Here is a 22,826-nt window from a genome sequence, read left to right as displayed (position 1 = left end):
CGAGCCTAACCTACGGTGCCGTAAGTTACCAGTGCGTAACTTTCAGTAGACGTCCCGGACGTACCGCTTCTCGGCCACCAGCTGCTCGACGTAGGCCGACGCCTCGTCGGCCGACAGGTGCCCCCAGGTCTGCGCCACCTCGTGCAGCGTGGCGTGCACGTCCTTCGCCATCCGGCTCGCGTCGCCGCACACGTAGAAGTGCGCGCCGTCCTGGAGCCACGACCACAGCGCACCGCCCTGCTGACGCATCAGGTCCTGCACGTACACCTTGTGCCGCTGCTCGCGGGAGAACGCGAGGCTCAGCCGGGACAGCAGCCCGTCGTCCTGCATCTGCCGCAGCTCGTCGCGGTAGTAGAAGTCCGTCTCCGAGTGTCGCTCGCCGAAGAACAGCCAGTTGCGGCCCTGGTGCCCGAGCGCCCGGCGCTCCTGCAGGAACGCCCGGAACGGCGCCACGCCCGTGCCCGGGCCGACCATGATCATGGGTGTCCCGGGGTCCGCCGGCGGCCGGAAGTGCGGCGAACGCTGCACGAACACCGGGACCTGCGCATCGTCGCCGCGGTCCGCGAGGAACGTCGAGCACACCCCGTGCCGCCGGCGGCCCTGGTGCTCGAACCGCACCGCGGACACCGTCAGGTGCACCTCGCGCTCGTGGTGCCGCGGGCTCGACGAGATCGAGTACAGCCGTGGCTGCAGCCGCTTGGTGACGCCCAGCCACTCCTCGACGTCCGCCCGTACCCGGTGCTCGGCCAGCACGTCCACCGACTGGCGGCCCCAGAGGTAGCTCTGCAGGCTCGTCGTGTTGTCCTGCCGCAGCAGCCGCCCGAGCTCCTGGTGCTTGGCCCGGTCCTGCACGAACCGCAGGAGGTCCGGCGTGATGCGCAGGATCTCCAGGTGGTGGCGGGCGGCGTCGGCGAGCGCCATCGGGGGCAGCCCGTCGAGCGTCACCTCCGTGTCGCCGTCCAGCCCGGTGACGTGCAGCCACTCCTCGACGGCCTCCGGGCTGTTCGTCGGCCACACCCCCAGAGCGTCGCCCGCCTCGTAGGCGAACTCGTCGTCCTCGAGCGCGAACGCGAAGCTGCGGACGTCCTTCGTCGAGCCGTCCGAGCTCAGCCGCACGTTGCGGACCAGGCGCGTGGCCAGGGGTGACGAGCGCGTCCAGCGGTTCCGTGGCCGAGCCGCGGGGGCGGCGACCGTGGGTGCGGAGCTGCCGGCGAGCAGCCCGCGGACCGTCGTGAGCCACGTGTCGGCGGGCTCCTGGTCGCCCGGCTCGACGTTCACGCGGTCCGTGAGGCGGGTGGCGCCCAGCTCGGCGAGGCGTGCGTCCAGACGGCGGCCGTGCCCGCAGAAGTCGTCGTACGACGAGTCGCCGAACGCCAGCACCGCGTAGCGCGTCCCGGACAGGGTGCCGACCGCCTCCGACGACAGGGCGTTCCAGAACCGTGTGCCGTTGTCAGGGGCGTCACCGTCGCCGAACGTGCTCGTGACGAGGAGCACGGTGCGCCCGCCTGTCCCGTCCGAGCCGAGGTCCGCCACGTCGAACCGGTCCATGCTGACCAGCGCCACGGACAGGCCGGCGGCCCGGAGCTCGGCCGCGAACCGTTGGGCGTGCTCCTCGGCGTTGCCGGTCTGGGACGCCCACAGCACCAGGACCGAGTCGGCCGTCGGCGCCCCGCGTCCGGCCGGAGCGCCCGCCGGAGCGCCCGCCGGAGCGCGCGCCGGAGCGCCGGCCGGCGTCGGGAAGGCCGACACGCCGCCCGCACGGGAGAACAGCCCGGCGAGCATCCCGTCCACCCAGGCGCGGGTCAGCGGGTCGAAGGGCGCGGCGTCCGGGAGCACCGGAACGCCCGTCTGCCCCTCCTGGCGCATCGACCACAGCAGCCCGCGGACGTACTCCGCCTGCTCGCGGGACAGGTCCGGGGCGGTGGCCGGACCGAGCCCCAGGGCACTGCCGACCGGGTCGGTGGCCGCAGGGGCGTCGCCGGCGTCTGCCTCCGGCCCTGCGTCGAGCCCCGGGAGCAGGCCGTCCGTCGACGCGACGGGCAGTGCCGCGACGGGCACCGGCGCCTCCACCCTCGTCAGCGTCACGGCGCACACCTTGAGCTCCGGCTGGAACGAGACCGGGTCGACGGCGTCGTTGGTCACCGCGTTGATCGCGAGGTACTCGCCGAAGGAGTCGTTCCAGTGGATCGGCGCGAAGCAACCGCCCGGCCGGACGCGGTCGCTCACCACGGCGGGCAGCACGGCACGCCCCCGGCGGGAGGCGATCTCCACGTGGTCGCCCTCGGTGATCGACAGCCGCTGCGCGTCGTCCGGGTGGATCTCGACGAACGGTCCCGGGTTGAGCCTGGTGAGGGCCGGCACCTTGCCCGTCTTCGTCATGGTGTGCCACTGGTGCTGCAGGCGGCCCGTGTTGAGCACGAACGGGTACGCGTCGTCGGGCAGCTCGGCGGCGTCCATGTGCGGGCGGGGGAAGAACTGTGCGCGGCCCGACGGCGTCGCGAACGCCAGCTCGGGGGTGGTGCCGTCCGGTGCGACGAGCAGCCGCTGGCTCACGCCGTCGTTGAGGTACCTGACGGGCGCCCGGTGGTCGGCACGGCCCGGGGGAGCGGGCCACTGCACGGGGGTCTCGCGCAGGCGGTCGTACGTCACGCCGCGCAGGTCGTAGCCGGTGCGCGGGTTCCAGAACTGGCGCAGCTCGTCGAACACCTCCTCGGCGTCCGCGTACGTGAACGCGTCGGCGAAGCCCATCGCGCACGCCACCTCGGCGATGATCCGCCAGTCCGGCATGGCCTCGCCGACGGGGTCGGCGGCCTGCTGGTTGAGCGTGAGGTTCCGGTCCGAGCTGACGGTGACGTACGTCGACTCCGCCCACAGGGTGCCCGGCAGCAGGATGTCCGCGTACGCGTTCGTCTCGGTGTCGAGGAACACGTCCTGCACGATGACCAGCTCGCACGCCTCGAGCCCCTGGATCACGGTGCTGCGGTTCGCGACGGACGCGACGGGATTGGTGCAGATCACCCAGCAGGCCTTGATGGTGCCGTCGGCCATCTGCCGGTACAGGTCCACGGTCCCGGTGCCGACGTCCGTGCGCAGCGTGCCGTCGGGCAGGCCCCACGCCTCCTCGACGAACGCACGGTCCTCCGGGTCGACCACGGACCGCTGGCCCGGCAGGCCCGGACCCATGTAGCCCATCTCGCGGCCACCCATCGCGTTCGGCTGCCCGGTGAGCGAGAAGGGTCCGCTGCCGGGCCTGCAGATCGCGCCCGTCGCGAGGTGCAGGTTGCAGATCGCGTTGGTGCTCCACGTGCCGTGGGTGCTCTGGTTGAGACCCATCGTCCAGCAGGTCATCCAGCGCTCGGCCTCGCCGATCCACCGGGCGGCCTGGCGCAGGTCCGCCTCGGGGATGCCGGTGATCTCCGCGACGCGGTCCGGCGGGTAGTCCGCCAGGTGGTCCGCCATCGCGTCCCAGCCGTCCGTGAACCGCTCGATGAACTCCGGGTCCGTGTGGCCGGCCTCGACGAGCAGGTGCAGCAGGCCGTTGAGCAGCGCCAGGTCCGTGCCCGGCTTCACCTGCAGGAACAGGTCCGCCCGCTCGGCGGTCGCCGTGCGGCGCGGGTCGACGACGACGAGCTTGGCGCCGGCCTTGACCCGGTCGAGCATGCGCAGGTAGAGGATCGGGTGGCAGTCGGCCATGTTCGCGCCGATGACGAAGAACAGGTCGGCGTGGTCGAAGTCCTGGTACGAGCCGGGCGGTCCGTCCGAGCCGAGGGACTGCTTGTACCCCGTCCCGGCGCTGGCCATGCACAACCGGGAGTTCGACTCGATCTGGTTCGTGCCGACGAACCCCTTGGCGAGCTTGTTCGCGAGGTACTGGGCCTCCAGCGACATCTGCCCCGAGACGTACAGGGCGACGGCGTCCGGCCCGAACTCGTCGAGGATCGCCCGCAACCGGGCGGCCGCCTCCAGGATCGCCTCCGCGACGGGGGCCGGTTCCGCCGGCGCGTCGCGTCGGGGCCGGACGAACGCGGTCTCGAGCCGGCCACCGGCCGACAGCATCGCCGCGCTCGTGGCGCCCTTGGTGCACAGCCGCCCGAAGTTCGTCGGGTGCTCCTTGTCGCCCGCGGCCTTGAGCACCGTGCGTCTGCCCGACGACGGGTCGCGTCCGATCTGCAGGACCATGCCGCAGCCCACACCGCAGTACGAGCACGACGACCGCACGGTCTCGGGCGCGGTGGAGGAGTCCATGGCCCCATGAAGCCAGGTCGGGGTTGCCGCACCGTGACGGCGTTGTGTCGCGCGAGGCACAAGGGCTTCACAACGGCGGCTGCCGGGATGTGCGCTCGACGCCGGCGCTCGCGGTGCGCCGGCGTCACCGGTCCGGTGACGGCTGCACGAGCTGCTGTGCATGACGAGGGTCGGGAACCGTCGACAGACGGGCTGCCCACGGCTGGAGCCGGACGAGCTCGTCGACCACCATGCGCCACCGGCGCTCCGCGATCCGCAGGTGCCCGGCGACGTCGTCGGGCGAGATGTGCCCGGAGCCATGACGGCCCGACGCGGCGTCCACCGCATCCATCCCGCGGCGCACGGTGCTGCGGGCCGCGCGGTAGCCGGGTGAGTCGTGACCCTCGGGCGGCGTGAGCACCTCGAGCACCGCCGCCGCCTCGTCGAACAGGGACCTGACCAGCGCGAGCGCCGGTGGGCGCTCGGCCGCCGTCAGCCGGTGCGCGCTGTCGGCGAGCGTGGAGATCGCCGTGGTCCCGGTCAGCCGGTGCACGGTGGTGCCGAGGGTGGCCGGGTCGCGACGCATCTCCAGGAGCAGCGCGAGCGTGCGGCCGAGCAGGGTCTCGTCGCGCACCCGCTCGATCTCCCGCTGCTGCGCGGCCTCCCGGTCCTCCTCCTCCGCGCGAAGGACCGCCGCGTGGGCCTCGCGCTCGAACCGCTCGGCCTCCAGGCGCGCGGCCGTCGCGTTCCGGGCGACGCGCTCGGCGGCCGAGCGGACCCGGTGCTCGCTCTCGTTCTGCCCGCGCAGCACGAGCTCCCGGGCAGTCTGGTTGAACGGCGCCGCGAACCCGTCGTCGGTGTACCCGAACAGCGAGACCCGGTGCTCGTCGGCCCACAGCTGCGCGGCCCGGGTGTAGCCCGAGCGAGAGTAGAAGGCGGCCGCGCGGGTGCCCGCCGCGGCGTGCAGCTGCTCGACGTCGGTGCGCTCGACGGGGCGGTGCTCGTGGTCGACCCGTGCGGCGAAGTCCGGCCCGGTCAGGTCGACGCCGCCCGGGCCGTCGGTCGGCGACACCCGGACGTCCGTCCGGGCCAGGACCGTGCGAGCGTGCCGCTCGGCGAACCGCTCTGCCGCCCGGTGGCGCGGGTCCTTGCCCGCTGCGCTCACGCCCGCTCCTCGGATCGTCCCGGCACTCCGGACTCGACCGTAGGGGCGTGTGGCGCCGCATGCGTTCGGCCGTCCGGGTGACGTCGGGGTGGCGTCAGCGTCCCCGCCCGGACGGACCACCACGAAACGGCGCAGTGCCGTGGACCCGGGCACGCGCGGCCGACGGGCTCCTCCCGCCCGTCATGGCGGACGCGTGGGCTCAGCTGACCGGTTCGTCGTCCGCCGTCTTGTATGTTGCGGGCACCCGGCTTCGTCGACGCCGGACCTCGGGACGGCACCGCGCCGCGGGTGACCGCCACGAGACCGGCCCGTCGAAGGAGCGCATCGATGGCTTCCCCGCAAGGGCTCGCCCCCTCCACCCGCACGCTGCTCACGATCGCGGCCTTCGTGCTGGCGCTCGCCGGCGTCCATGCCGCGCAGGACATCCTCGCGCCCCTCGTCCTGGCCGCCGTGCTGGTCGTGATCGTGCACCCCGTCCGGCACCCTCTGGAGCGCCGCGGCTGGCCCCGCTGGCTGGCCACGACGACGGTCATCGTCCTGGCGTATCTGATCCTGCTCGTGCTGGTCGCCATGCTCGTGTTCGCGGGTGTCCGGTTCGCCGACCTGGTCCGCGAGTACCTCCCCGAGCTGCAGGCGACCGCGAACACCGTGACCGACCGTCTCGCCGAGCTCGGCTTCGACTCGGCGGCCTCCGACGCGACGGCCGACTTCCTCAAGCCCTCGTCGCTGCTCGGCGTGGCGACGGCGGTCAGCGGCGCGGTCGCGTCGGTGGCGAGCACGTTGTTCGTGGTGGTCACCTACGTGCTGTTCATGTCGGTGGACGCGGCCCGCTACGACGGTGCCCGCCGCCTGTTCGGCTCCGAGCGCCGCAGCGAGCTCGACCGGGCGACCACTCTCAACATCGGTGTCCGCCGGTACTTCGTGGTCAGTGCGACGTTCGGTGCCATCGTCGCCGTCATCGACGGGTTCGCGCTGCTGTGGCTGGGGGTGCCGGCTCCTGCCGTGTGGGCGATCCTCGCCTTCGTCACCAACTTCATCCCGAACATCGGGTTCGTGCTCGGCGTGATCCCGCCGACCGTGATGGCCCTCGTGGTGGGCGGGTGGCCGTTGGCGCTCGCCGTCATCGCCGTCTACAGCGTGGTGAACGTGGTGCTCCAGGTGCTGGTGCAGCCGAAGTTCGTGGCCGACGCCGTCAACATCACGCTCACGCTGAGCTTCGCGTCGGTGGTGTTCTGGACGTTCGTGATCGGGCCGCTCGGTGCGATCCTCGCCGTGCCGCTGACGCTGCTCACCCGGGCGATGCTCCTGCAGGGCGGAGCCCGCTCCGCCTGGATGGCGTGGCTGTCGGGTGACGACGCCGTACCCACCCCGGACGGACCGCCACCGGCGGCGACGGAGCTGAGCGCCTCGGCCCGGGGACCCGAGCCGGACCAGGATCCGCTGCCGGCCTGACCTGGTGCCGCCGCCGGCACCGATGGACGCAGCACTGGGACGTCCATGCAGGCGGTGAATCTCAGTGCCTGCGAAGGGGAAGCACCGCATGTCCGTGCTCGACGAGGTCGTCCACCTGCGCGCCGACGGCGTCTCCCTGCTCGTCGACCTGCGCGGCGGGACGCTCCCGCGCGTCGTGCACTGGGGGCGCGACCTCGGTGAGCTCGGGCCGGACGTCCTGCTCGACGTGGTCCGCGCGACGGCCACCGCGACCGTCGGCCTCCCGGTCGACGGGCAGGTGGAGGTGTCGGTGCTCCCCGAGCAGGCGGCGGGGCACCTCGGGACACCGGGGCTCGTCGGGTCGCGGGACGGGGCCGACTTCAGCCCCGCGTTCGTCGTCCGCTCGTCGAGCGTCCAGGTCGACCCGGAGGGCGGCGGCGCGCTCGACGTGGTCGCCGCCGACGCGGGCCTCGTCGTCGAGCTCCGGCTCGAGCTGACCCCGCAGGGCCTCGTACGGCTCCGCGCCGGCGTGACGAACGACGACGAGGCCACGTACACGCTCGACGCGCTCACGCCCATGCTTCCCGTGCCCGGGCGGGCCACCGAGCTGCTCGACCTCACGGGCCGGTGGGCGCGCGAGCGAGCTCCGCAGCGCACCGCCTTCACGCACGGCACCCGGCTCCGCGAGAACCGTCGGGGCCGCACGGGCTCGGACTCCGCGTACGTGCTGGCGGCGGGCGTCGCCGGGTTCGGCGACCGGGGCGGTGAGGTGTGGGGGCTGCACACGGCCTGGTCGGGCAACCACCGGTCCCTCGCCGAGCGCAGCCACTACCAGGCGGGCCTGATCGGCGGCGGCGAGCTGCTGCTGCCGGGCGAGGTGCGGCTCGGCCGCGGCGAGACGTACACCGGCCCGTGGCTGTACGCCTCCTGGGGTGACGGGCTCGACGACCTGTCCGGCCGGTTCCACCGCTGGATGCGCGCGCGTCCCCAGCACCCCCGCACGCCGCGGCCGGTCACGCTCAACACCTGGGAGGCCGTCTACTTCGACCACGACCTCGGACGGCTCACCGAGCTGGCGGACATGGCCGCCGCGGTCGGCGCCGAGCGGTACGTGCTCGACGACGGCTGGTTCGGCTCGCGCCGCGACGACCACCGCGGGCTCGGCGACTGGTACGTGTCCGACGAGGTCTGGCCGGACGGGCTGCACCCGCTCGTCGACCACGTCACCGGTCTGGGCCTGCAGTTCGGCCTCTGGGTCGAGCCCGAGATGGTCAACCTCGACTCCGACCTGGCTCGCGCGCACCCGGACTGGATCCTGCGCACGCCCTCACGCCTGCCCCGGGACGCCCGCCACCAGCAGGTGCTCGACCTCGCCGTGCCCGAGGCGTTCGCCTTCATCCTCGAGCGGCTCGACGCGCTCCTCGACGAGTACGCGATCGGGTACCTCAAGTGGGACCACAACCGCGACCTGCAGGACGCCGGCCACGGTGCGGTCGGCGCGCCCGGTGTGCACGCGCAGACCGTGGCCCTGTACCGGCTGCTCGACGAGCTCCGGCTGCGGCACCCGGACGTCGAGATCGAGTCCTGCTCGTCGGGTGGCGGCCGCGTGGACCTCGAGATCCTGCAGCGGACCGACCGCGTGTGGGCGAGCGACTGCATCGACGCCTTCGAGCGGCAGCGCATCCAGCGCTGGACCAACCTGCTCGTCCCGCTCGAGCTGATCGGTGCCCACATCGGCTCCGGCACCGCGCACAGCACCGGTCGTCGGCACGTGCTGCCATACCGGGCCGGCACGGCGCTGTTCGGGCACCTCGGCATCGAGTGGGACCTGCGCGAGGCCGACGACGCCCAGCGGGCCGAGCTCGCCGCATGGGTCGCCGCGTACAAGGACCTGCGTCAGCTGCTGCACACCGGCGCGTCGGTCCACGCCGACCCTGTCGACCCGGCGCTGTCGGTGCACGGCGTCGTCGCGCAGGACCGGTCCGACGCGCTGTTCGCGGTCGTCGCCTCCGACACGTCGCAGGCCCTGCCCATCGGACGGGTGCAGCTCCCAGGGCTCGACCCCGATGTCCTGTACCTCGTGCGGCCGCAGGCGCCCGGCGACGTGGCGCACGGGATCGGTGCTGCGGCGCCCGGCTGGTGGGCTCCTGACGGGGTGCGGCTCACGGGGCGGACGCTCGCGGAGATCGGTGTCGCGGCACCGACGCTCTTCCCCGAGCACCTGGTTCTTGTGCGGGCGACGAGGCTGTGAAGGCGGAGCGCCGGACGTCGGACAACGCCTGACGGCGGAGCCGCCCGTCCGAGTACCGCCGGACGTTCGCGCTCTCCTGACGGGCGTCAGGAGAGGACGTCGTCGTCGGAGACCGGCACCGGTACGGGGACCAACGGCGGCCGCGCGGCCGTCGACCCCGAACGCGCCCGGCGCCAGCGGGTGACCGCCATGGCACCGGCGGCGACCGCCCCGCCGAACGCCAGCCACGGAAGCAGCACGCCCAGCACCACGGCCGCGACTCGGACCGTCGACGTGAACGTGGTCCAGCCCGCGGCCAGGCCTTCGAGGAAGGACTGCGGACCGGTCGCCGGCGCCACAACAACGACCTCCGGGCCGCTGATGGCGACGCTGAGCGTGGACAGCCGCACCTGGTCGGCGAGCAGGGCGCGCTGGGACGTGAGCTGCTCGAGGTTCGTCTGGCGCTCGGTCAGCGCGTTCTCCGCGGAGATGATCGCCTCGTTCGTGGTCGCCCGGGAGAGCAGGTCCTGCATGCGGGCCGCGGACAGCTCGAGCCCGTGGATCCGTGCGTCGAGGTCCTTCGCGGCGTTGGTGACGTCCTGCGAGTGCAGGTCCACCGCCTCGACGGTGCCGAGTGCCCGCAGCGCTGCGAGCGTGGCGGTCATCTCGCTCGATGGCACCCGGATCTTGAGGGAGGCGGTGCCCCGGGTGTCGTCGGTGGCGCCGTGCTCGGTGCGGTCGTCGACCCGGCCGCCCGCCTTCTCCGCGAGCTCGACGACGGCGTCGGCGGCGACGCGCAGGTCGTCGACCGTCATGGACACCTCGCCGGTCTGCACGACCTGCTGAGCGGGGGCCGCCGCCGGGACCTGGCCGTCCGCCACCGACGCGAGCGCGGCGGCGTCGGCTCCGACGTTCGCGGCCTCGTCCGGGCCGACGTCGGCGGCCATGTCGGCGCTGCCCGCGCTGTCCGAGGACCCGCTGTCGTCACCGGCGCTGCACGCGCCCAGGGTGAGGGTCGCGGCAATCAGGCCCGCTGCAGCGAGTGCCGCGCTGCGGCGGGGGCGGTGGGTTCTCGTCGTCGAGGTCATGGCGGGGACGCTAGGGGCGGCGCGCCCGTCGCGGGGCCGACGTCGCGCAATCGTGATGCCGGCGGCCGGATGTGCCCCAACCGTGACCTGTCCGTCACCGGACAGCGGCCGGGCGACGTGCAGGGACACGGCCCCTCGGGACAGCGGCGCAGGTCAGGGTGCGTACGCCCGCGACGTCCACAGGTGCATGGCGGCGAACGCGCGGTACGGCTGCCATGCCTCGGCGGCCTGCGCGAGGTCCCGCTGCGTCGGCAGGTCGAGAGCCCGCCGCAGCACGAGGTCGCCGACCGGCAGCGCGTCGCGGTCCGCGAGCACCCGCAGCGCGAGGTAGTCGGCCGTCCACGGACCGATGCCCGGCAGGGTGACGAGCGCGGACCGGACGTGCTGTGCGTCCGCGCCGGGTGCGAGCACGAGGCCTCCCGCGCACGCCTCGGCGAGGGCGTGCAGCGTCCGCGCACGGGCGTGCGTGATCCGGACCACCGCCTGCAGCTCGACGGGGTCGACGGCGGCGAGCCGCTCCGGGGACGGGTGCGCGAGGAGACCGCCCGGGCCGGGCGTGCCGTACGCGGCGGCGAGACGGCCGCCGAAGGTGCGGGCGGCGGCGAGCGAGACCTGCTGGCCGAGCACCGTCGCGACCGCCGCCTCGAACCCGTCGAGGTGACCGAGGATCCGCAGCCGGGGACGGCGACGGACGAGCGGTCCGACGAGGGGGTCGGGACCGAGGGTGTCGAGGACGGCGCCGAGGTCGTCGTCGAGGCCGAACCACCGTGCCGCGATGCCGTCGAGGTCGGCGTCGGGTGCGCCGCGGAGCTCGACGAGGTCGGGCGCGAGGCGGGCCTCGACGGCGACGGCCCGACCGCGGACGGCGACGAGCCGTCGCACGGTGCCGTCCTGCACCGTCTCCACCCCGGGCACCGCGTGGGCCACGAGCGAGGCGAGCAGCGGGGCCGGGTCGAGCGGCTGCCGCAGCGCATGCCAGCCGCCCGCGGGACCCGGCGGAGCGGACATCGGTGTCTCGTCGGTCACGTCGGGGTCGGGCTCGGTCACGAACATGCAGGCTAGACGGCTCTCCTGACAAAGGTCGTGCAACTGGACGCCCGTCTGAGGTGCGCGATGGCAAAGGGAGTGTTAGACATGGCACAGCCGATCGTCATGGGATTCCCACGCGACCGGCCTGTTGCGGGTCTGAGACCGCGTGCCGAGGGTCCGGCGAGAGCCGGGCCGCCCGAAAGGGTGCAGGGAGCGCGCCACGCCTCGTGCCGGCGAGACGCCTCTCGTGGTGCCCCGTCCCCACGTGGGGACGGGGCACCCCAAAACACGCCCGTGGTCCGGACGCAGCGCGGTGGGGGTACCGCGGCCCCGATCCGCCCGGCGTCCGGCGCGGGTGGCTGCCCGACGCGGGCGACGAGCAGTGCCGCCCGCGGGAGGCAGAACCTGCGGCGTGGTCGCGGCAGGCGTCGAGCGACCGCTGTCGCCGCTGCCTAGGCTGACGGCGTGCACCGCTCCCGGTTCCTGACCCTCGCCCAGGTGGAGGACCAGGCGTCCACGTCGGCGAGCGACGTCGTCGTGCCCGTGCTCTCCGTGCTGGTCTCGGTCGTGGTGGCCTACCTCGTCGCGACGCTCCTCGGAGCCCTCGTGCGCAGGGCCGCACGACGTTCCCCGGCCGCCGCGGACCTCACGCGCCGCTCCCGCCGGCCCACGCGGGCCGTGCTCGTGGTGGTCGCACTGTGGATCGCCCTGCGGCTGTCCACCGACCCGTCGCACTGGCGGGCCGCGGCCGAGCACGTGCTGCTGGTCGCGCTGATCCTGACGGTCGCCTGGCTCGTCGGGAGCCTGGCCTTCGTGCTGGAGGACGCGGCGTTCGCGCGGTACCGGGTCGACGTCTCCGACAACCGGCGGGCGCGGCGTGTCAGGACGCAGGTGCAGCTGCTACGTCGGATCACGGTCGCGGTGATCGTGGTGTGCGCGGTCGGCGCGGTGCTGCTCACGTTCGAGCAGGCCCGCGCGTTCGGCGCGAGCCTGTTGGCGTCCGCCGGCGTCATCTCGATCGTCGCGGGGCTCGCGGCGCAGAGCTCGCTGGCGAACGTGTTCGCGGGCACCCAGATCGCGTTCACCGACGCGATCCGGGTCGACGACGTGGTGGTGGTCGACGGCGAGTGGGGGCGGATCGAGGAGATCACGCTCACCTACGTCGTGGTCCACGTGTGGGACGACCGCCGCCTCATCATGCCGTCCACCTACTTCACCACCACGCCTTTCGAGAACTGGACCCGCCGGGACGCGAACCTCCTCGGCACCGTGGAGCTGGACCTGGACTGGGAGCTTCCCGTCGAGCAGATGCGCGAGGAGCTCACCCGCCTGCTCGAGGCGACCGACCTGTGGGACCGCCGCGTCGGGATCCTCCAGGTCACCGACGCGGTCGGCGGTGCCGTCCGGGTGCGGGCGCTGGCGTCGGCCGCCGACGCACCCACGCTCTTCGACCTGCGGTGCTACGTCCGCGAGGGGCTCGTGGCCTGGCTGCAGTCCGAGGCGCCCGAGGGCCTGCCGCGCACCCGGTGGGAGCCGGGCCTGTCGGCCCCGACGGTGCAGCGCCCGGTCGACGTCGCCGGTAGCGAGGCCGGGCAGGGCGTGCGCGGCGCCGGCGACGGTGACGAAGATGCCAAGCCGAGGGTCTCAGGGCGGCGTGCCGCTCGGCGAGACGCACCGGTGCGGCTCCCGGCGACGCGACCGCTGCCGCGCCCGGCGACGTGGTCGCGGGACGAGACGGAGGTGCTCACGTCGACCGGCCAGAACGCGCGGCTGTTCACCGGCAGCATCGACGCGCTCAAGCGGTCGGAGCACTTCCACGGCCCTGGGCAGGACGTGATCGACGAGCGCGAGCACACCGCCGAGGAGCGTGACGAAGGCGGCGACCGGCACGCGGCAGGGCGCGAGGAGAGCCCCGCCGGATGACGGCTCCGACCATCCGCCCGGTGAGCTGGGACGCCCTGGTGGCGCACGTCGTCGCGCGCGTGCTCGCCCGGCCGGGGCGCAGCCGGGTGGTGGTGGACGGTGCTGCGGTGCTCCGGCCGGCCGATCTTGCCGACGCGCTCGTCGACCCGTTGCGGGCTGCGGGTCGTGCAGTGGTGCGGGTGCACGCCGACGACTTCCTGCGGCCGGCCTCCGTCCGGTGGGAGCACGGCCGCGACGACGCCGACGCCTACCTCGAGGACCGGCTCGACGCCGCGGCCCTGCGCCGGGAGGTGTTCACCCCGTTCGCCGTGGAGGGCCGCTACCTGCCGACGTTGTGGGACGCGAGCACGGACCGGTCCACCCGGGCCGGGTACCGGACGGCGCCGGCCCGGTCGGTGCTGGTGGTCGACGGCGAGCTGCTGCTCGGGCGGCTGGACGGGGACCTCGCGGTGCACCTCTCCGTCCGTCCCTCGACGCTCGCGCGGCTGCTGCCGGCGGACCGCCAGTGGCTCCTCGCGACCTTCGCGCGCTATGACGACGAGGCGGCCCCCGACGCGGTCGCGGACGTGGTGGTGCGTGTGGACGACCCCCGCCGTCCGGCCCTGGTCACAGCAGCCGAGCGGCTGTGACAGGCCGTGACCGGCCGAGTCGCACCGGCCATTGACCGGGGCCCGAGATGCGCGTAATCTCCGTGCACACACCGGACAGACCTCGCATGACACCGTGACCCGGACAGTGTGACTTCGGATCCGACGTCCCTCTCCGCATCCCTCAGCCGACGAGCTCGGCCTCCCGTGACGGAGGCCGGGACACCAGCAAGGCCCGCGACGCTCGAAGGGGAGTGCCATGGCCATCTACGGGACACCGGTCCGGACGGTCGACCACGACCTCGGGTGGGCGGCGACGCTGGTCGGCGCAGCCGTGCTCAGCGCGCTCGTCGCCTTCTGGGTACCGCTCGGGGGCGTGCTCGCGCCGCTCGTTCTCGCACTGTCGCTCTGGCGGCTGCGCCACACCGGCGAGCTCGCAGTCAAGGCGTTCCTGTGGGCGGCGGTCGTGGCCTCGGCCACCGTGCTGCTGCTGCTCGTCGTGGCGACGTTCGCCACGACCCGCTGACGGTCGAGGCGTCCGGGCCCGTCGCCTCACCCGGTTCTCGGTCGCGCGAAGACGCCACCGACGAACCCGAGGACGGCGCCGACGAGCACGAGGAACCACCCGCTGCCGGAGGCGTCGGTGACGCCCGACGACGCCGCGACGAGGGCGGCCGCCGCGATCAGGATCATCAGCACCGCCGCGATGCGGATGCCGCGACCGGTCGAGCTGTTCAGTCCGAACAGCATCACGATGCCCAGGAGCACCACCAGGACGACGGACGCCGTCATCGCGCTGGACGCGATCGACTCCGTGTCGCCACGGGTCGCAGCGGCGACGTCGTCCGTGACCTCGCTCAGGTCCGCGTCCTGGCCGAGCAGGAAGGGCAGCACCGCGCCGAGCATCGCGAGCAGCGCCCCGAGCACCACGAACCAGCGCTTCGCGACCGGCCGGCGGTCCCGCGACGTCTGGGTGAGCATCGCCTCTGCCTCGACCGCCGCTGCCCCGTCGCTCGCCGTGATCCGCAGCTGGCGTGACGACGTGGTCCCGCCCCGGGGTGGCTCGCTGTCGACGGCCAGCCGGACGGAGGCGACCTGCCCGGCCGGCACGGCCAGCTCTGCCGGGGTGAAGGTGAGCCGTGCGCGACCGAACTCGTCCGAGCCGGTCAGCCGCACCCGGAGCACGTCCGCGCCCGCCCGGTTGTCCACGTGGACGCCGTACACGCCGCGTCGCTCGTGGGTGGACAGGTTCGACGGCTCCACCCGGAGCCGTGCCGTCGTGATCGGCGCCGCGCGGGAGGCGACCTCCAGCACGCCGGGTGCCTCGACCTCGGCGGTGCCGTCGTTCGCGACGACCGTGAACGGGCGGGTCTGGGTCGTGCCCGGCGGCGGTGCGGCCGTCCGGAGCAGGGCGTGCACCGTGGAGACCCGGTGGGGGCCGACCACCAGCCTGTCCTCACCGAACGAGAACGACACGAGGCGCTGCGGGTCCCGCGCGCTGAGCGACAGGGCGACGCCGACGTCGCTCGCCCGGTTGTCGATGACCACGTCGAACGCCACGGTCCGGTCGTCGGTCGTCTGGAGGTGGCTCGGCTCGAGCCGCACCGCGACGGGGTGGCGCTCCGGCGGTGCGGCGGTGCGCTGCGTGATCGTGACCGCCGCGGTGACCTCGCCGTCGTCGGCCGTCCCGGTGATCGTGACCTGTCGGCTGACCTCCTGGCCGGCCGGCGGTTCCGGTGCGACGAAGCGCACGGTGGTCTCGACCGTTCCGCCCGCCGGTACGTCGACGACGGCCGGCACGAAGTCGACGCGGACGAGGTCCTCGGGGTCGTGGGCGGCGAGGACGTAGCGACGGGGGAAGTTCGCCGCCCGGTTGTCGAACGACAGCGCGAACGAGCCCTCGCCGGTGTCGTTCACGTGCACGAGGGCCGGACGGGACGTCAGCGTGGGCGGAGGTCCGAGCGGGGGCACCGTGAGGCTGACGGAGATCTCGACCAGCTTCGCCGGGTCGATCGAGGAGCGGACGACCAGCACCAGCTCGAGCTGCTGGGCGACCACGAGCACGCCGGGACGCGTCGCGAACGTCACGGTCACGGATCGCGTCTCGCCGGGCATGAGGTTGGCGTCCTCCTGCGTCACGACGAGCCACGGCGGTGGGGCGACCGGGTGCACGACGATGCCGTCGACGATGTCGGACGCGTTCTTGAGCACCATCCCGAGCGTTCCCGGCGCCTGCGGGGTGACGAGCACGTCGCTGCGTTCGAGCAGGGCGACGGGTGCGGCGGCACGCGGTTGGGTGCGCGGCTGAGGAGCAGGCTCGTCGGAGACGGGCTGCTGCTCTGTCGGGTCGGTGTCCACGTGAGGACCGGTGCCGCCGGACGTGCCGCCCACGGTGCCGGCCGCGATGCCGCCCGCACCAGCTCCCGTCGCGGCCCCGGCTCCGGCGACCTGGGTCCCGCCACCGTGCTGCGAGCCCGGCGCCTCGCCGGTGCCGTCCCAGTCGAAGTAGGTGTCACACACGCGGCAGAACGCCGCGTCCTCCGGGTTCGACGAACCGCACACGCTGCAGATGCGATCCGCCATCACGTCCCCCTCGTCGTCGCGAGAGCCCCGTCACCAGCGATGCTAGCCGCGTCGGGGTCACGGGACGTCCTGGGAGGAAGGAGCGCGACGTCGGCCACTGATACGCCGCGCCGGTCGACGCCCGCACCTCACACCCGCCGGTCGCGCGTCGTCTTCCCCGTGGGGGCCGGCGCCGTGCCGGGATGCCGGAGGGGAGCGGGAAGATGTCGGTCATGACGGCAGCGCGAGCGGCGGCCACCACGCACACCGTGGTCGACTCGGAGATGGGCCCGATCACGCTCGTCGGGGTGGGCGGCGCCCTCGCGGCGGTGCTGCTTCCGTCCACCCGGGCCCGCAACCATCCGGTCGGCGGTGAGCTGGGCGTGCGCGACGACGCGTCGCTCGCCGAGGCCGCCCGACAGCTGACCGGGTACCTGGCGGGCCGCCGGACGGTGTTCGACCTGCCGCTGCACCTCGTCGGCTCCGAGTTCCAGGTGCGCATCTGGCGGGCGCTCCTGCGCATCCCGTACGGCGAGACCCGGTCCTACGGGGAGCTGGCGGCGGAGGTCGGCCTCGACCCCCGCACGTCGTCCCGGGCGGTCGGCGCCGCGAACGGTGCCAACAGGATCGCGATCGTGGTCCCCTGCCACCGCGTCGTCGGTGCGGACGGGTCGCTCACAGGGTTCGCCGCGGGCGTCGAGCGGAAGCGGTTCCTGCTCGAGCTCGAACGGGCACCTGCCGGGGGAGCGGGCACGCTCTTCTGACCGGGGTGAGGTCCTGACCGGGGTGAGGTCCTGGCCGCGGGGAGGTCCTGACCAGGACGTCGTGCTGACCGGGACGCGTGCTGGGCAGGGCGACGGGACGGCGGTGAGCCCGCCCGCCAGGCGCCGGTGCCGTCCGGCGCGGGCGGCACGACCTATTCGAAATATGTGCTCGGATTCAACCGAATATCGGTGCCTAAACGTTCAAGCCGGTGCGTACGGCCGCGGCGCGCGGGCCATTTTGACTTTGCGCGACGGACCCCCCTAGGTTGCACCGGGGCGAACCGGACAAGTCGGACGTTTGGTGACAGATCGGTAAGCAAACGCCGGCCCGCTCGGTACACCCTCCCGCGCGCGAAATCGGCACGATCGCTCCGGTCGAGATCGGCGTGGGCCCCTGTTTGACCAATCCAAGACACGAGGTGTATTGCATGCGCAAGATCAGCAAGATTGCCGCAGCAGCAGCTACCGCAGCCCTCATGACCGTCGGCGCCGTCCTCGTCGCCACCCCGGCCTCCGCGGGAGACGGGGCGTGCAGCCTCGGTTACGCCTGTGCCTGGAAGGACTCGAACTACAACGGTGCACGAGTCACCTTCCAGTACCGGATCCCCAACATGAGCGACTACGGCTTCAACAACGTGGCGAGCTCGCTCGCCAACAACGGCCGCACGTCGAACGTGATGTGGTACACGGGCACCAACTACGACGGCAGCGGCTGGCTGCTGCAGCGTGGCTACTGGTCCGCGAACCTGGCGGGCACGTGGCTGCAGGACGCCATCTCGTCGGCGAAGTTTGTCTGAGACGTGATGATTCCGTGAGTCTTGCGCGACTCGCGGGCTGTTGCGCCCTCGTCGCCGCTCTGATGGTGTCTGGTTGTTCCATGCACCCGGAGAATGGTGGCGAGGGCGCGACCGGCCGCTACGACGCTCCTTCCGACCTGCCGCTGGAAAGCAAGTTCGTCGACCTCTCCCTGTACGGCGCGGCCGTCGATGCATTCATGGCTGAATGCATGGCGCGGTCCGGGCTCGAATACACCGTCGGGACATGGGATGTCAGCAAGCCTGCGGTCCGTGCGTACTCGTCGCTCGGTTATCCCAACCTGGCGCCGGACGTGGTCGAGAAGTACGGGTACCGAGCTCCGCGAGATCCGCGGGAGGTCGCCATGCCTGCTGCGCTGGCCTCGGTCGTCCCGGCGGGCCAGGAGGAGAGGTACACGCAGGTGAAGGAGGCGTGCACGGAGGAGTCGCGAGGTCCGGTGCCGGACGTCGCCGCCGCCGGGAACGTCCTGCTGCAGCTCGACGCCAAGAGCCGCGACGCGGCCGTGGGGAACGCCCGCGTCGACGCCGGCGTCGAGCGGTGGCGCGCCTGCGTCACCCGCGCGCACCCTCCGATCGGCGACCCGACCGGCCGCCCGGAGCAGTTCCGGATCTCGGTGCTGGAGGCCGTCGACGCGCGAGACTACCCAGGTGCGGGCGACACGTTGGTGCTGGACGCACCTCGCGACGAGATCGAGGCTGCGACCATCGACGTGGAGTGCCGGAGCCGGTCGGGTTACGACAATGCCTATTTCTCCGCGATCGGCGAGGCGCAGGAGCGCCTGACCGCCGAGCACGCGGATGCGCTCGAGGGAGTAGAGAGATCGATGAACGACATCCAGCAGGCGATCGACCACTACGTGCTCGACGGGCAGAACCGATGAGGGCGCGGCGTGCTGCGTCGTCACGGGTCGCGGCCGTGCTCGGCGCTGCGGGCCTGGCGGTCCTGCTGGTCGGCTGCTCGTCCCACGAGACCGGGGACGTCGCCTCGCTGGACGGCGACGACGCAGCCGCCACGGTGCAGGGCGGCTACGCCGACGAGAACACCGCGAGCTACGCGGACTGCCTCGAAGGCCTCGGCCTGACCGTGCACGCGGAACCGAGCGGCAACCTCAAGGGCTTCGTCGTCATCGAAGGCGTCCAGATCCTCGGTGACTCCGACACCTCGCCGATCGGCGTCGACGGGGTGGACCGGGACGCGGACATCAAGGGGTGCCGCACCAAGTTCCCGGGTGCCAAGGACGAGCTCGACACGTCCGTCGCCGTGGACGCGCCGCAGGAGCTGGCCGTCGACGACGACGTCGCCGAGGCGGGGCACACCTGGGCGCAGTGCGCTCGTGACGCCGGGTACGCGATGATCGCGGACCCGGTCGTCGACCTGGTCGTGATCCCCGAGGGCCTGACGGTCGACCAGGCGGTCGCACTGGGCAAGGCGTGCTCCAAGCCGATCGCGCACCCGGACGACCCGGCGCCGCACTTCGACTACCAGGCGGCCGTGAAGGTCGAAGGTATGGGTATGGACATCGGCCCCTACATGCAGGCGATCGAGAACCCGATCTACGCCGGTGTCATGGGTGGGGCCACTCCGGGAGCGGCAGCACCGTCGGACGGGAGCACGGACACACCGTGAAGAGGGCGGTCAAGGCGGTCGTCGCGGCAGTCGCGCTCGGTGCGCTGGCCGCCGCGTCGATCGGTGCCGTGCGCCTGAACGCACCGCACGACCCTGGTCCGGCCGACACGGCCTCGATGAGCACGGCGGTCGTCGAGCGGGGGGCGCTCGCGGCCGGGATGCGCCTCACCGGCACCCTGACGCGCGGTGACGTGACGCCCCTGTCCGGTTCGGGGCACGGGGTGCTGACGGCGCTCCCGCCGCCGGGTGCGCAGATCTCGGCCGGCCAGGTGCTGTACGAGGTCGACGGGCAGCCGGTGTTCCTCCTCTCCGGGCCGGTGCCGTTGTGGCGCGCCCTCAAGCTCGGCGACACGGGCAAGGACGTGCTCACCCTCACCACGGCGCTCGCGGCGCTCGGCCACGGCGACGGCGCCTCGGACGTGTTCGACGCGGCGACGTCGGCGGCCGTCGCCGATCTCTACCGCGCGGCGGGAGAGACGCCCCCGACCGAGACGGACGAGGGCAAGAAGGCGATCGCCGACGCCCAGGCCGCGCTCGACGCCGCGCAGAAGTCTGTCGCGGCCGCGCGCAAGGGTCTCGCGGCCGCCGACTCACCGCCCGACGCGGTCGAGGTCGCCCAGGCGGACGCGGCCGTCGCGGAGGCGGCTGCGGCGCTGGACGAGGCGACCGCGAGCGGCGCCAGCACCGCGCTCGCTCAGGCGCAGCTCGACGCGGCCAGGGCCGCGCGGTCGGCGCTCGACGCGGCGCCGGACGTGGCCGCACAGAAGCAGGCCGTCGACGAGGCCGTGGCCCAGGTCGCGGCAGCGAAGGCCGCGCTGGGCGTGGCGCGTGCCCAGTCCGTCGGCCCGGAACAGCTGACCGTGCTGAGCGCCGCGTCCATCCGCGTGGAGTCGGTCGGCGCGCGCCTCGGCGGCCCGGCGAGCGGGGAGATCCTGCAGTGGACGGGCATGACCACCTTCGTCCAGGCTCCCGTCACCGCCTCCCAGCAGTCCGCGCTCGCCATCGGCACGACCGTCCAGGTCACGCTCCCGTCCGGTGGCCAGGTGCAGGGGACCGTCGCGTCCGTCGGCAGCACGACCGCAGCCGCGGCCGCAGCCGACGGGAAGTCCGGTGACGGCGCAAAGACGGCCGGCGACGGCGCCGGCGGCACGGGCGCGAAGGACGGCTCCGCGTCAGCCACGAAGCCTGCGCTGCACGTCGACGTCGCCGACCAGGCGGCGGTGGCGGCGCTCGCCGGGTCGGCGGTCACCGTCGAGGTGTCGACCGACGTGGCCGAGGATGCGCTCATCGTCCCGGTCACCGCGTTGCTCGCGCTCGCCGAAGGTGGCTACGCCGTCGAGCGAGTCACCCGGGGGGGCCATGTCGAGCTCGTCGGCGTCAAGGTGGGCCTGATCGCCGAGGCACGGGTCCAGGTCACCGGCGGCAAGCTCAAGGCGGGGGACCGGGTGCGGATCCCGTGACCGGGGAGGGCGCCCCGCCGGCGCTGGCGGTGCGCGGCGTCACCAAGGACTTCTCCACCGGCGGTGGCACGCTGCGCGTGCTGCACGGCATCGACCTCGAGATCGGTCCGTCGTCCCACGTGGCGGTGGTCGGCCCGTCGGGCTCCGGGAAGTCGACCCTCCTGTCGATCATGGGCACGCTCGAGGACCCGACGACGGGCGACGTGGTCGTCGGCGGCTCCTCGACGGTGACGATGACGGACGGTGACAAGGCGGCGTTGCGCTCGCGCGCGTTCGGGTTCGTGTTCCAGCAGTTCCACCTCCTCGAGTACGTCGACGCCACCCGCAACGTCGAGCTGGGCCTGCTGTACGCGGGGTTCAGCGCGAAGGAACGCCGGGAGCGCGCTCGGCACGCCCTCGAGCGGGTGGGCCTCGGCGGGCGCATGGACCACCGTCCCGGGCAGCTGTCCGGTGGTGAGCAGCAGCGCGTCGCCGTCGCGCGGGCGATCGCGCACGATCCTCAGGTCGTGTTCGCGGACGAGCCCACCGGCGCCCTCGACCAGGCGACCGGCCGGTCCGTCATGGAGCTCCTGCGAGGACTGAGCTCGACGGCGCTCGTCGTCATCACGCACGACGAGGCCATCGCCGGTTCGCTGCCCCGACTGGTGCGCGTCCGCGACGGACGGATCGAGCAGGACGTGCACCAGCGGGCGCACTCGTGAAGCGGACGCGGCTGTCGGTCGCCGACCTGCTCGGCACGGCGACCCTCGGACCGAGGTCCCGTCCGCTGCGGTCGGTGCTGTCGATGCTGGGGGTGGCGATCGGGATCGCGACCCTCGTGACGGTGATGGGCATCGCGGGCACGAACCAGGCCTACACGCGTGCCCAGCTCGAGGCGCTGGGCTCGAACGTGCTCGAGGTGGCGCCCGGGGACGGCCCGGACGGGCCCGTGCCCTTGCCGGACACGGCGTCGGCGATGATCCGCCGGATCGGACCGGTCGAGGGTGCCGCGGCGATCCGTGAGCTGCCGGACCTCGGGGTGTACCGCACCGATCTCGTGCCGGCGACCATGGGCAACGGCCTCACGGTGGCCGCGGTCGAGCCCGAGCTCGCGGGTGCGATGGACCTCTCGGTCGTCGAGGGACGGTGGTTCGACGACGCGACCTCCGCGCTTCCCGGCGTGGTCCTCGGCGCGAAGGCGGCGCAGCGGCTGGGGGTCTCGGCGGTCGGGCAACGCGTCTGGATCGGGAACGCCTGGTACGGGGTGATGGGTGTCATGGCCCCGTCGCAGCTCGCGCCCCAGCTCGACCTGAAGGCGCTGATCGGTGACCGGTGGGCGGCCGAGCATGCCGCCGATCCGCGGATCACCACGATCTACGTCCGCTCCCGCAGCGGCAGCGTGCCCCAGGTCAGGCCGGTGATCCCGTTCACCGCGAACCCGGCGGCTCCGTTCGCGGTCCAGGTCACGGCACCGTCACGCCTCGAGCAGGCGCAGACGGCGGTCGACGGCTCGTACCGTTCGCTCGCGCTCGGGCTGGCCACGATCGCGCTGCTGGTGGGCGCGATCGGCATCGTCAACACGATGGTCATCGCCGTCCTCGAGCGGCGCGGCGAGATCGGTCTCCGCCGCGCCGTCGGCGCGCGAGCGGGGCAGGTGCGGCTGCAGTTCATCATCGAGGCGGCGTTGCTCGGGCTGGTCGGCGGTGCGACCGGGGTCGTGGTGGGCGTGCTGGTGACGCTCATGTACGGCGCGGTCAACGCCATGACCCCGCAGCTCGACCCGGCCGCGTGCGCCGTGGGGCTGGTGCTGGCCGTCCTGGTCGGCGCGGCCGCGGGGGCGTACCCGGCGTCGCGCGCGGCTCGGCTCTCGCCGACCCAGGCGCTTCGCGGCGCCTGACGCGCGGGGCCGCGTCGCCCCGGCGGCGACGAGGACGCGGGGTCT

At 73.4% G+C, this 22,826-nt stretch carries 17 protein-coding genes; 12 read left to right on the top strand and 5 right to left on the bottom strand.

What is annotated here, in order from left to right; all coding sequences use genetic code 11:
* Nucleotides 1-42 precede the first annotated feature (42 nt).
* Both ACVW07_RS05305 and ACVW07_RS05300 read right to left on the bottom strand, forming a co-directional pair.
* On the bottom strand, nucleotides 43-4,245 hold the full coding sequence (locus ACVW07_RS05305) for a molybdopterin-dependent oxidoreductase (protein WP_456818232.1): 4,203 nt from the start codon (nucleotides 4,243-4,245) through the stop codon (nucleotides 43-45).
* 124 nt (nucleotides 4,246-4,369) lie between these two features.
* Nucleotides 4,370-5,389 (bottom strand): hypothetical protein, encoded by a 1,020-nt coding sequence (locus ACVW07_RS05300; RefSeq protein WP_456818231.1) that lies wholly within the window; start codon nucleotides 5,387-5,389, stop codon nucleotides 4,370-4,372.
* 327 nt (nucleotides 5,390-5,716) lie between these two features.
* Between ACVW07_RS05300 and ACVW07_RS05295 the strand changes: the two genes are divergently transcribed.
* Nucleotides 5,717-6,841, top strand: a complete 1,125-nt coding sequence (locus tag ACVW07_RS05295; RefSeq protein ID WP_456818230.1) for an AI-2E family transporter — start codon at nucleotides 5,717-5,719, stop codon at nucleotides 6,839-6,841.
* A gap of 88 nt (nucleotides 6,842-6,929) precedes the next feature.
* Nucleotides 6,930-9,071 (top strand): alpha-galactosidase, encoded by a 2,142-nt coding sequence (locus ACVW07_RS05290; protein WP_456818229.1) that lies wholly within the window; start codon nucleotides 6,930-6,932, stop codon nucleotides 9,069-9,071.
* Nucleotides 9,072-9,157: 86 nt separating this feature from the next.
* On the opposite strand, the gene ACVW07_RS05285 is transcribed toward ACVW07_RS05290, so the two are convergent.
* Nucleotides 9,158-10,138, bottom strand: coding sequence for a DUF4349 domain-containing protein (locus ACVW07_RS05285; protein WP_456818228.1), 981 nt, complete (start codon nucleotides 10,136-10,138; stop codon nucleotides 9,158-9,160).
* 153 nt (nucleotides 10,139-10,291) lie between these two features.
* Entirely contained in the window at nucleotides 10,292-11,185 is an 894-nt protein-coding gene (locus ACVW07_RS05280) for a DNA-3-methyladenine glycosylase family protein (RefSeq protein WP_456818227.1), read from the bottom strand.
* A 447-nt stretch (nucleotides 11,186-11,632) separates the two neighbouring features.
* Between ACVW07_RS05280 and ACVW07_RS05275 the strand changes: the two genes are divergently transcribed.
* The 3 genes from ACVW07_RS05275 (at nucleotide 11,633) to ACVW07_RS05265 (ending at nucleotide 14,203) form a co-directional block, all read left to right on the top strand.
* Nucleotides 11,633-13,090, top strand: coding sequence for a mechanosensitive ion channel family protein (locus ACVW07_RS05275; protein ID WP_456818226.1), 1,458 nt, complete (start codon nucleotides 11,633-11,635; stop codon nucleotides 13,088-13,090).
* Nucleotides 13,087-13,719, top strand: coding sequence for a uridine kinase (locus ACVW07_RS05270; protein WP_456818225.1), 633 nt, complete (start codon nucleotides 13,087-13,089; stop codon nucleotides 13,717-13,719). Before ACVW07_RS05275 ends, ACVW07_RS05270 begins: the two co-directional genes overlap by 4 nt.
* A gap of 217 nt (nucleotides 13,720-13,936) precedes the next feature.
* On the top strand, nucleotides 13,937-14,203 hold the full coding sequence (locus ACVW07_RS05265; RefSeq protein ID WP_456818224.1) for a hypothetical protein: 267 nt from the start codon (nucleotides 13,937-13,939) through the stop codon (nucleotides 14,201-14,203).
* A gap of 26 nt (nucleotides 14,204-14,229) precedes the next feature.
* Here the strand turns inward: ACVW07_RS05265 and ACVW07_RS05260 are convergent, their stop codons facing one another.
* Nucleotides 14,230-16,260, bottom strand: a complete 2,031-nt coding sequence (locus tag ACVW07_RS05260) for a hypothetical protein (RefSeq protein WP_456818223.1) — start codon at nucleotides 16,258-16,260, stop codon at nucleotides 14,230-14,232.
* A gap of 212 nt (nucleotides 16,261-16,472) precedes the next feature.
* On the opposite strand from ACVW07_RS05260, the gene ACVW07_RS05255 reads away from it, so the two are divergent.
* The 7 genes from ACVW07_RS05255 (at nucleotide 16,473) to ACVW07_RS05225 (ending at nucleotide 22,781) form a co-directional block, all read left to right on the top strand.
* Entirely contained in the window at nucleotides 16,473-17,003 is a 531-nt protein-coding gene (locus ACVW07_RS05255) for a methylated-DNA--[protein]-cysteine S-methyltransferase (RefSeq protein WP_456818222.1), read from the top strand.
* Between the two features lie 428 nt (nucleotides 17,004-17,431).
* On the top strand, nucleotides 17,432-17,800 hold the full coding sequence (locus tag ACVW07_RS05250; RefSeq protein ID WP_456818221.1) for a peptidase inhibitor family I36 protein: 369 nt from the start codon (nucleotides 17,432-17,434) through the stop codon (nucleotides 17,798-17,800).
* Nucleotides 17,761-18,699, top strand: a complete 939-nt coding sequence (locus ACVW07_RS05245; protein WP_456818220.1) for a hypothetical protein — start codon at nucleotides 17,761-17,763, stop codon at nucleotides 18,697-18,699. Before ACVW07_RS05250 ends, ACVW07_RS05245 begins: the two co-directional genes overlap by 40 nt.
* On the top strand, nucleotides 18,696-19,445 hold the full coding sequence (locus ACVW07_RS05240; RefSeq protein WP_456818219.1) for a hypothetical protein: 750 nt from the start codon (nucleotides 18,696-18,698) through the stop codon (nucleotides 19,443-19,445). Before ACVW07_RS05245 ends, ACVW07_RS05240 begins: the two co-directional genes overlap by 4 nt.
* On the top strand, nucleotides 19,442-20,905 hold the full coding sequence (locus ACVW07_RS05235) for a hypothetical protein (protein ID WP_456818218.1): 1,464 nt from the start codon (nucleotides 19,442-19,444) through the stop codon (nucleotides 20,903-20,905). The genes ACVW07_RS05240 and ACVW07_RS05235 overlap by 4 nt, the downstream gene beginning before the upstream one ends.
* The gene (locus ACVW07_RS05230; protein ID WP_456818217.1) at nucleotides 20,902-21,606 is read left to right on the top strand and encodes an ABC transporter ATP-binding protein; all 705 of its coding nucleotides are present in this window, start codon (nucleotides 20,902-20,904) and stop codon (nucleotides 21,604-21,606) included. Before ACVW07_RS05235 ends, ACVW07_RS05230 begins: the two co-directional genes overlap by 4 nt.
* Nucleotides 21,603-22,781 (top strand): ABC transporter permease, encoded by a 1,179-nt coding sequence (locus ACVW07_RS05225; protein WP_456818216.1) that lies wholly within the window; start codon nucleotides 21,603-21,605, stop codon nucleotides 22,779-22,781. The genes ACVW07_RS05230 and ACVW07_RS05225 overlap by 4 nt, the downstream gene beginning before the upstream one ends.
* The last annotated feature ends 45 nt before the right edge of the window (nucleotides 22,782-22,826 follow it).

Source organism: Cellulomonas sp. URHB0016 (assembly GCF_054057935.1).
The sequence above is the reverse complement of the archived record's forward strand: the minus strand, read 5'-3'. Positions and strand labels throughout refer to the sequence as shown.

What these genes read in the sequence shown, in the direction of transcription:
- ACVW07_RS05295 (WP_456818230.1), top strand. Translation starts at nt 5,717, where the DNA reads ATGGCTTCCCCGCAAGGGCTCGCCCCCTCCACCCGCACGCTGCTCACG.
- ACVW07_RS05285 (WP_456818228.1), bottom strand. Translation starts at nt 10,138, where the DNA reads ATGACCTCGACGACGAGAACCCACCGCCCCCGCCGCAGCGCGGCACTC.
- ACVW07_RS05240 (WP_456818219.1), top strand. Translation starts at nt 18,696, where the DNA reads ATGAGGGCGCGGCGTGCTGCGTCGTCACGGGTCGCGGCCGTGCTCGGC.
- ACVW07_RS05265 (WP_456818224.1), top strand. Translation starts at nt 13,937, where the DNA reads ATGGCCATCTACGGGACACCGGTCCGGACGGTCGACCACGACCTCGGG.
- ACVW07_RS05250 (WP_456818221.1), top strand. Translation starts at nt 17,432, where the DNA reads ATGCGCAAGATCAGCAAGATTGCCGCAGCAGCAGCTACCGCAGCCCTC.
- ACVW07_RS05270 (WP_456818225.1), top strand. Translation starts at nt 13,087, where the DNA reads ATGACGGCTCCGACCATCCGCCCGGTGAGCTGGGACGCCCTGGTGGCG.
- ACVW07_RS05305 (WP_456818232.1), bottom strand. Translation starts at nt 4,245, where the DNA reads ATGGACTCCTCCACCGCGCCCGAGACCGTGCGGTCGTCGTGCTCGTAC.
- ACVW07_RS05260 (WP_456818223.1), bottom strand. Translation starts at nt 16,260, where the DNA reads ATGGCGGATCGCATCTGCAGCGTGTGCGGTTCGTCGAACCCGGAGGAC.
- ACVW07_RS05290 (WP_456818229.1), top strand. Translation starts at nt 6,930, where the DNA reads ATGTCCGTGCTCGACGAGGTCGTCCACCTGCGCGCCGACGGCGTCTCC.
- ACVW07_RS05255 (WP_456818222.1), top strand. Translation starts at nt 16,473, where the DNA reads ATGACGGCAGCGCGAGCGGCGGCCACCACGCACACCGTGGTCGACTCG.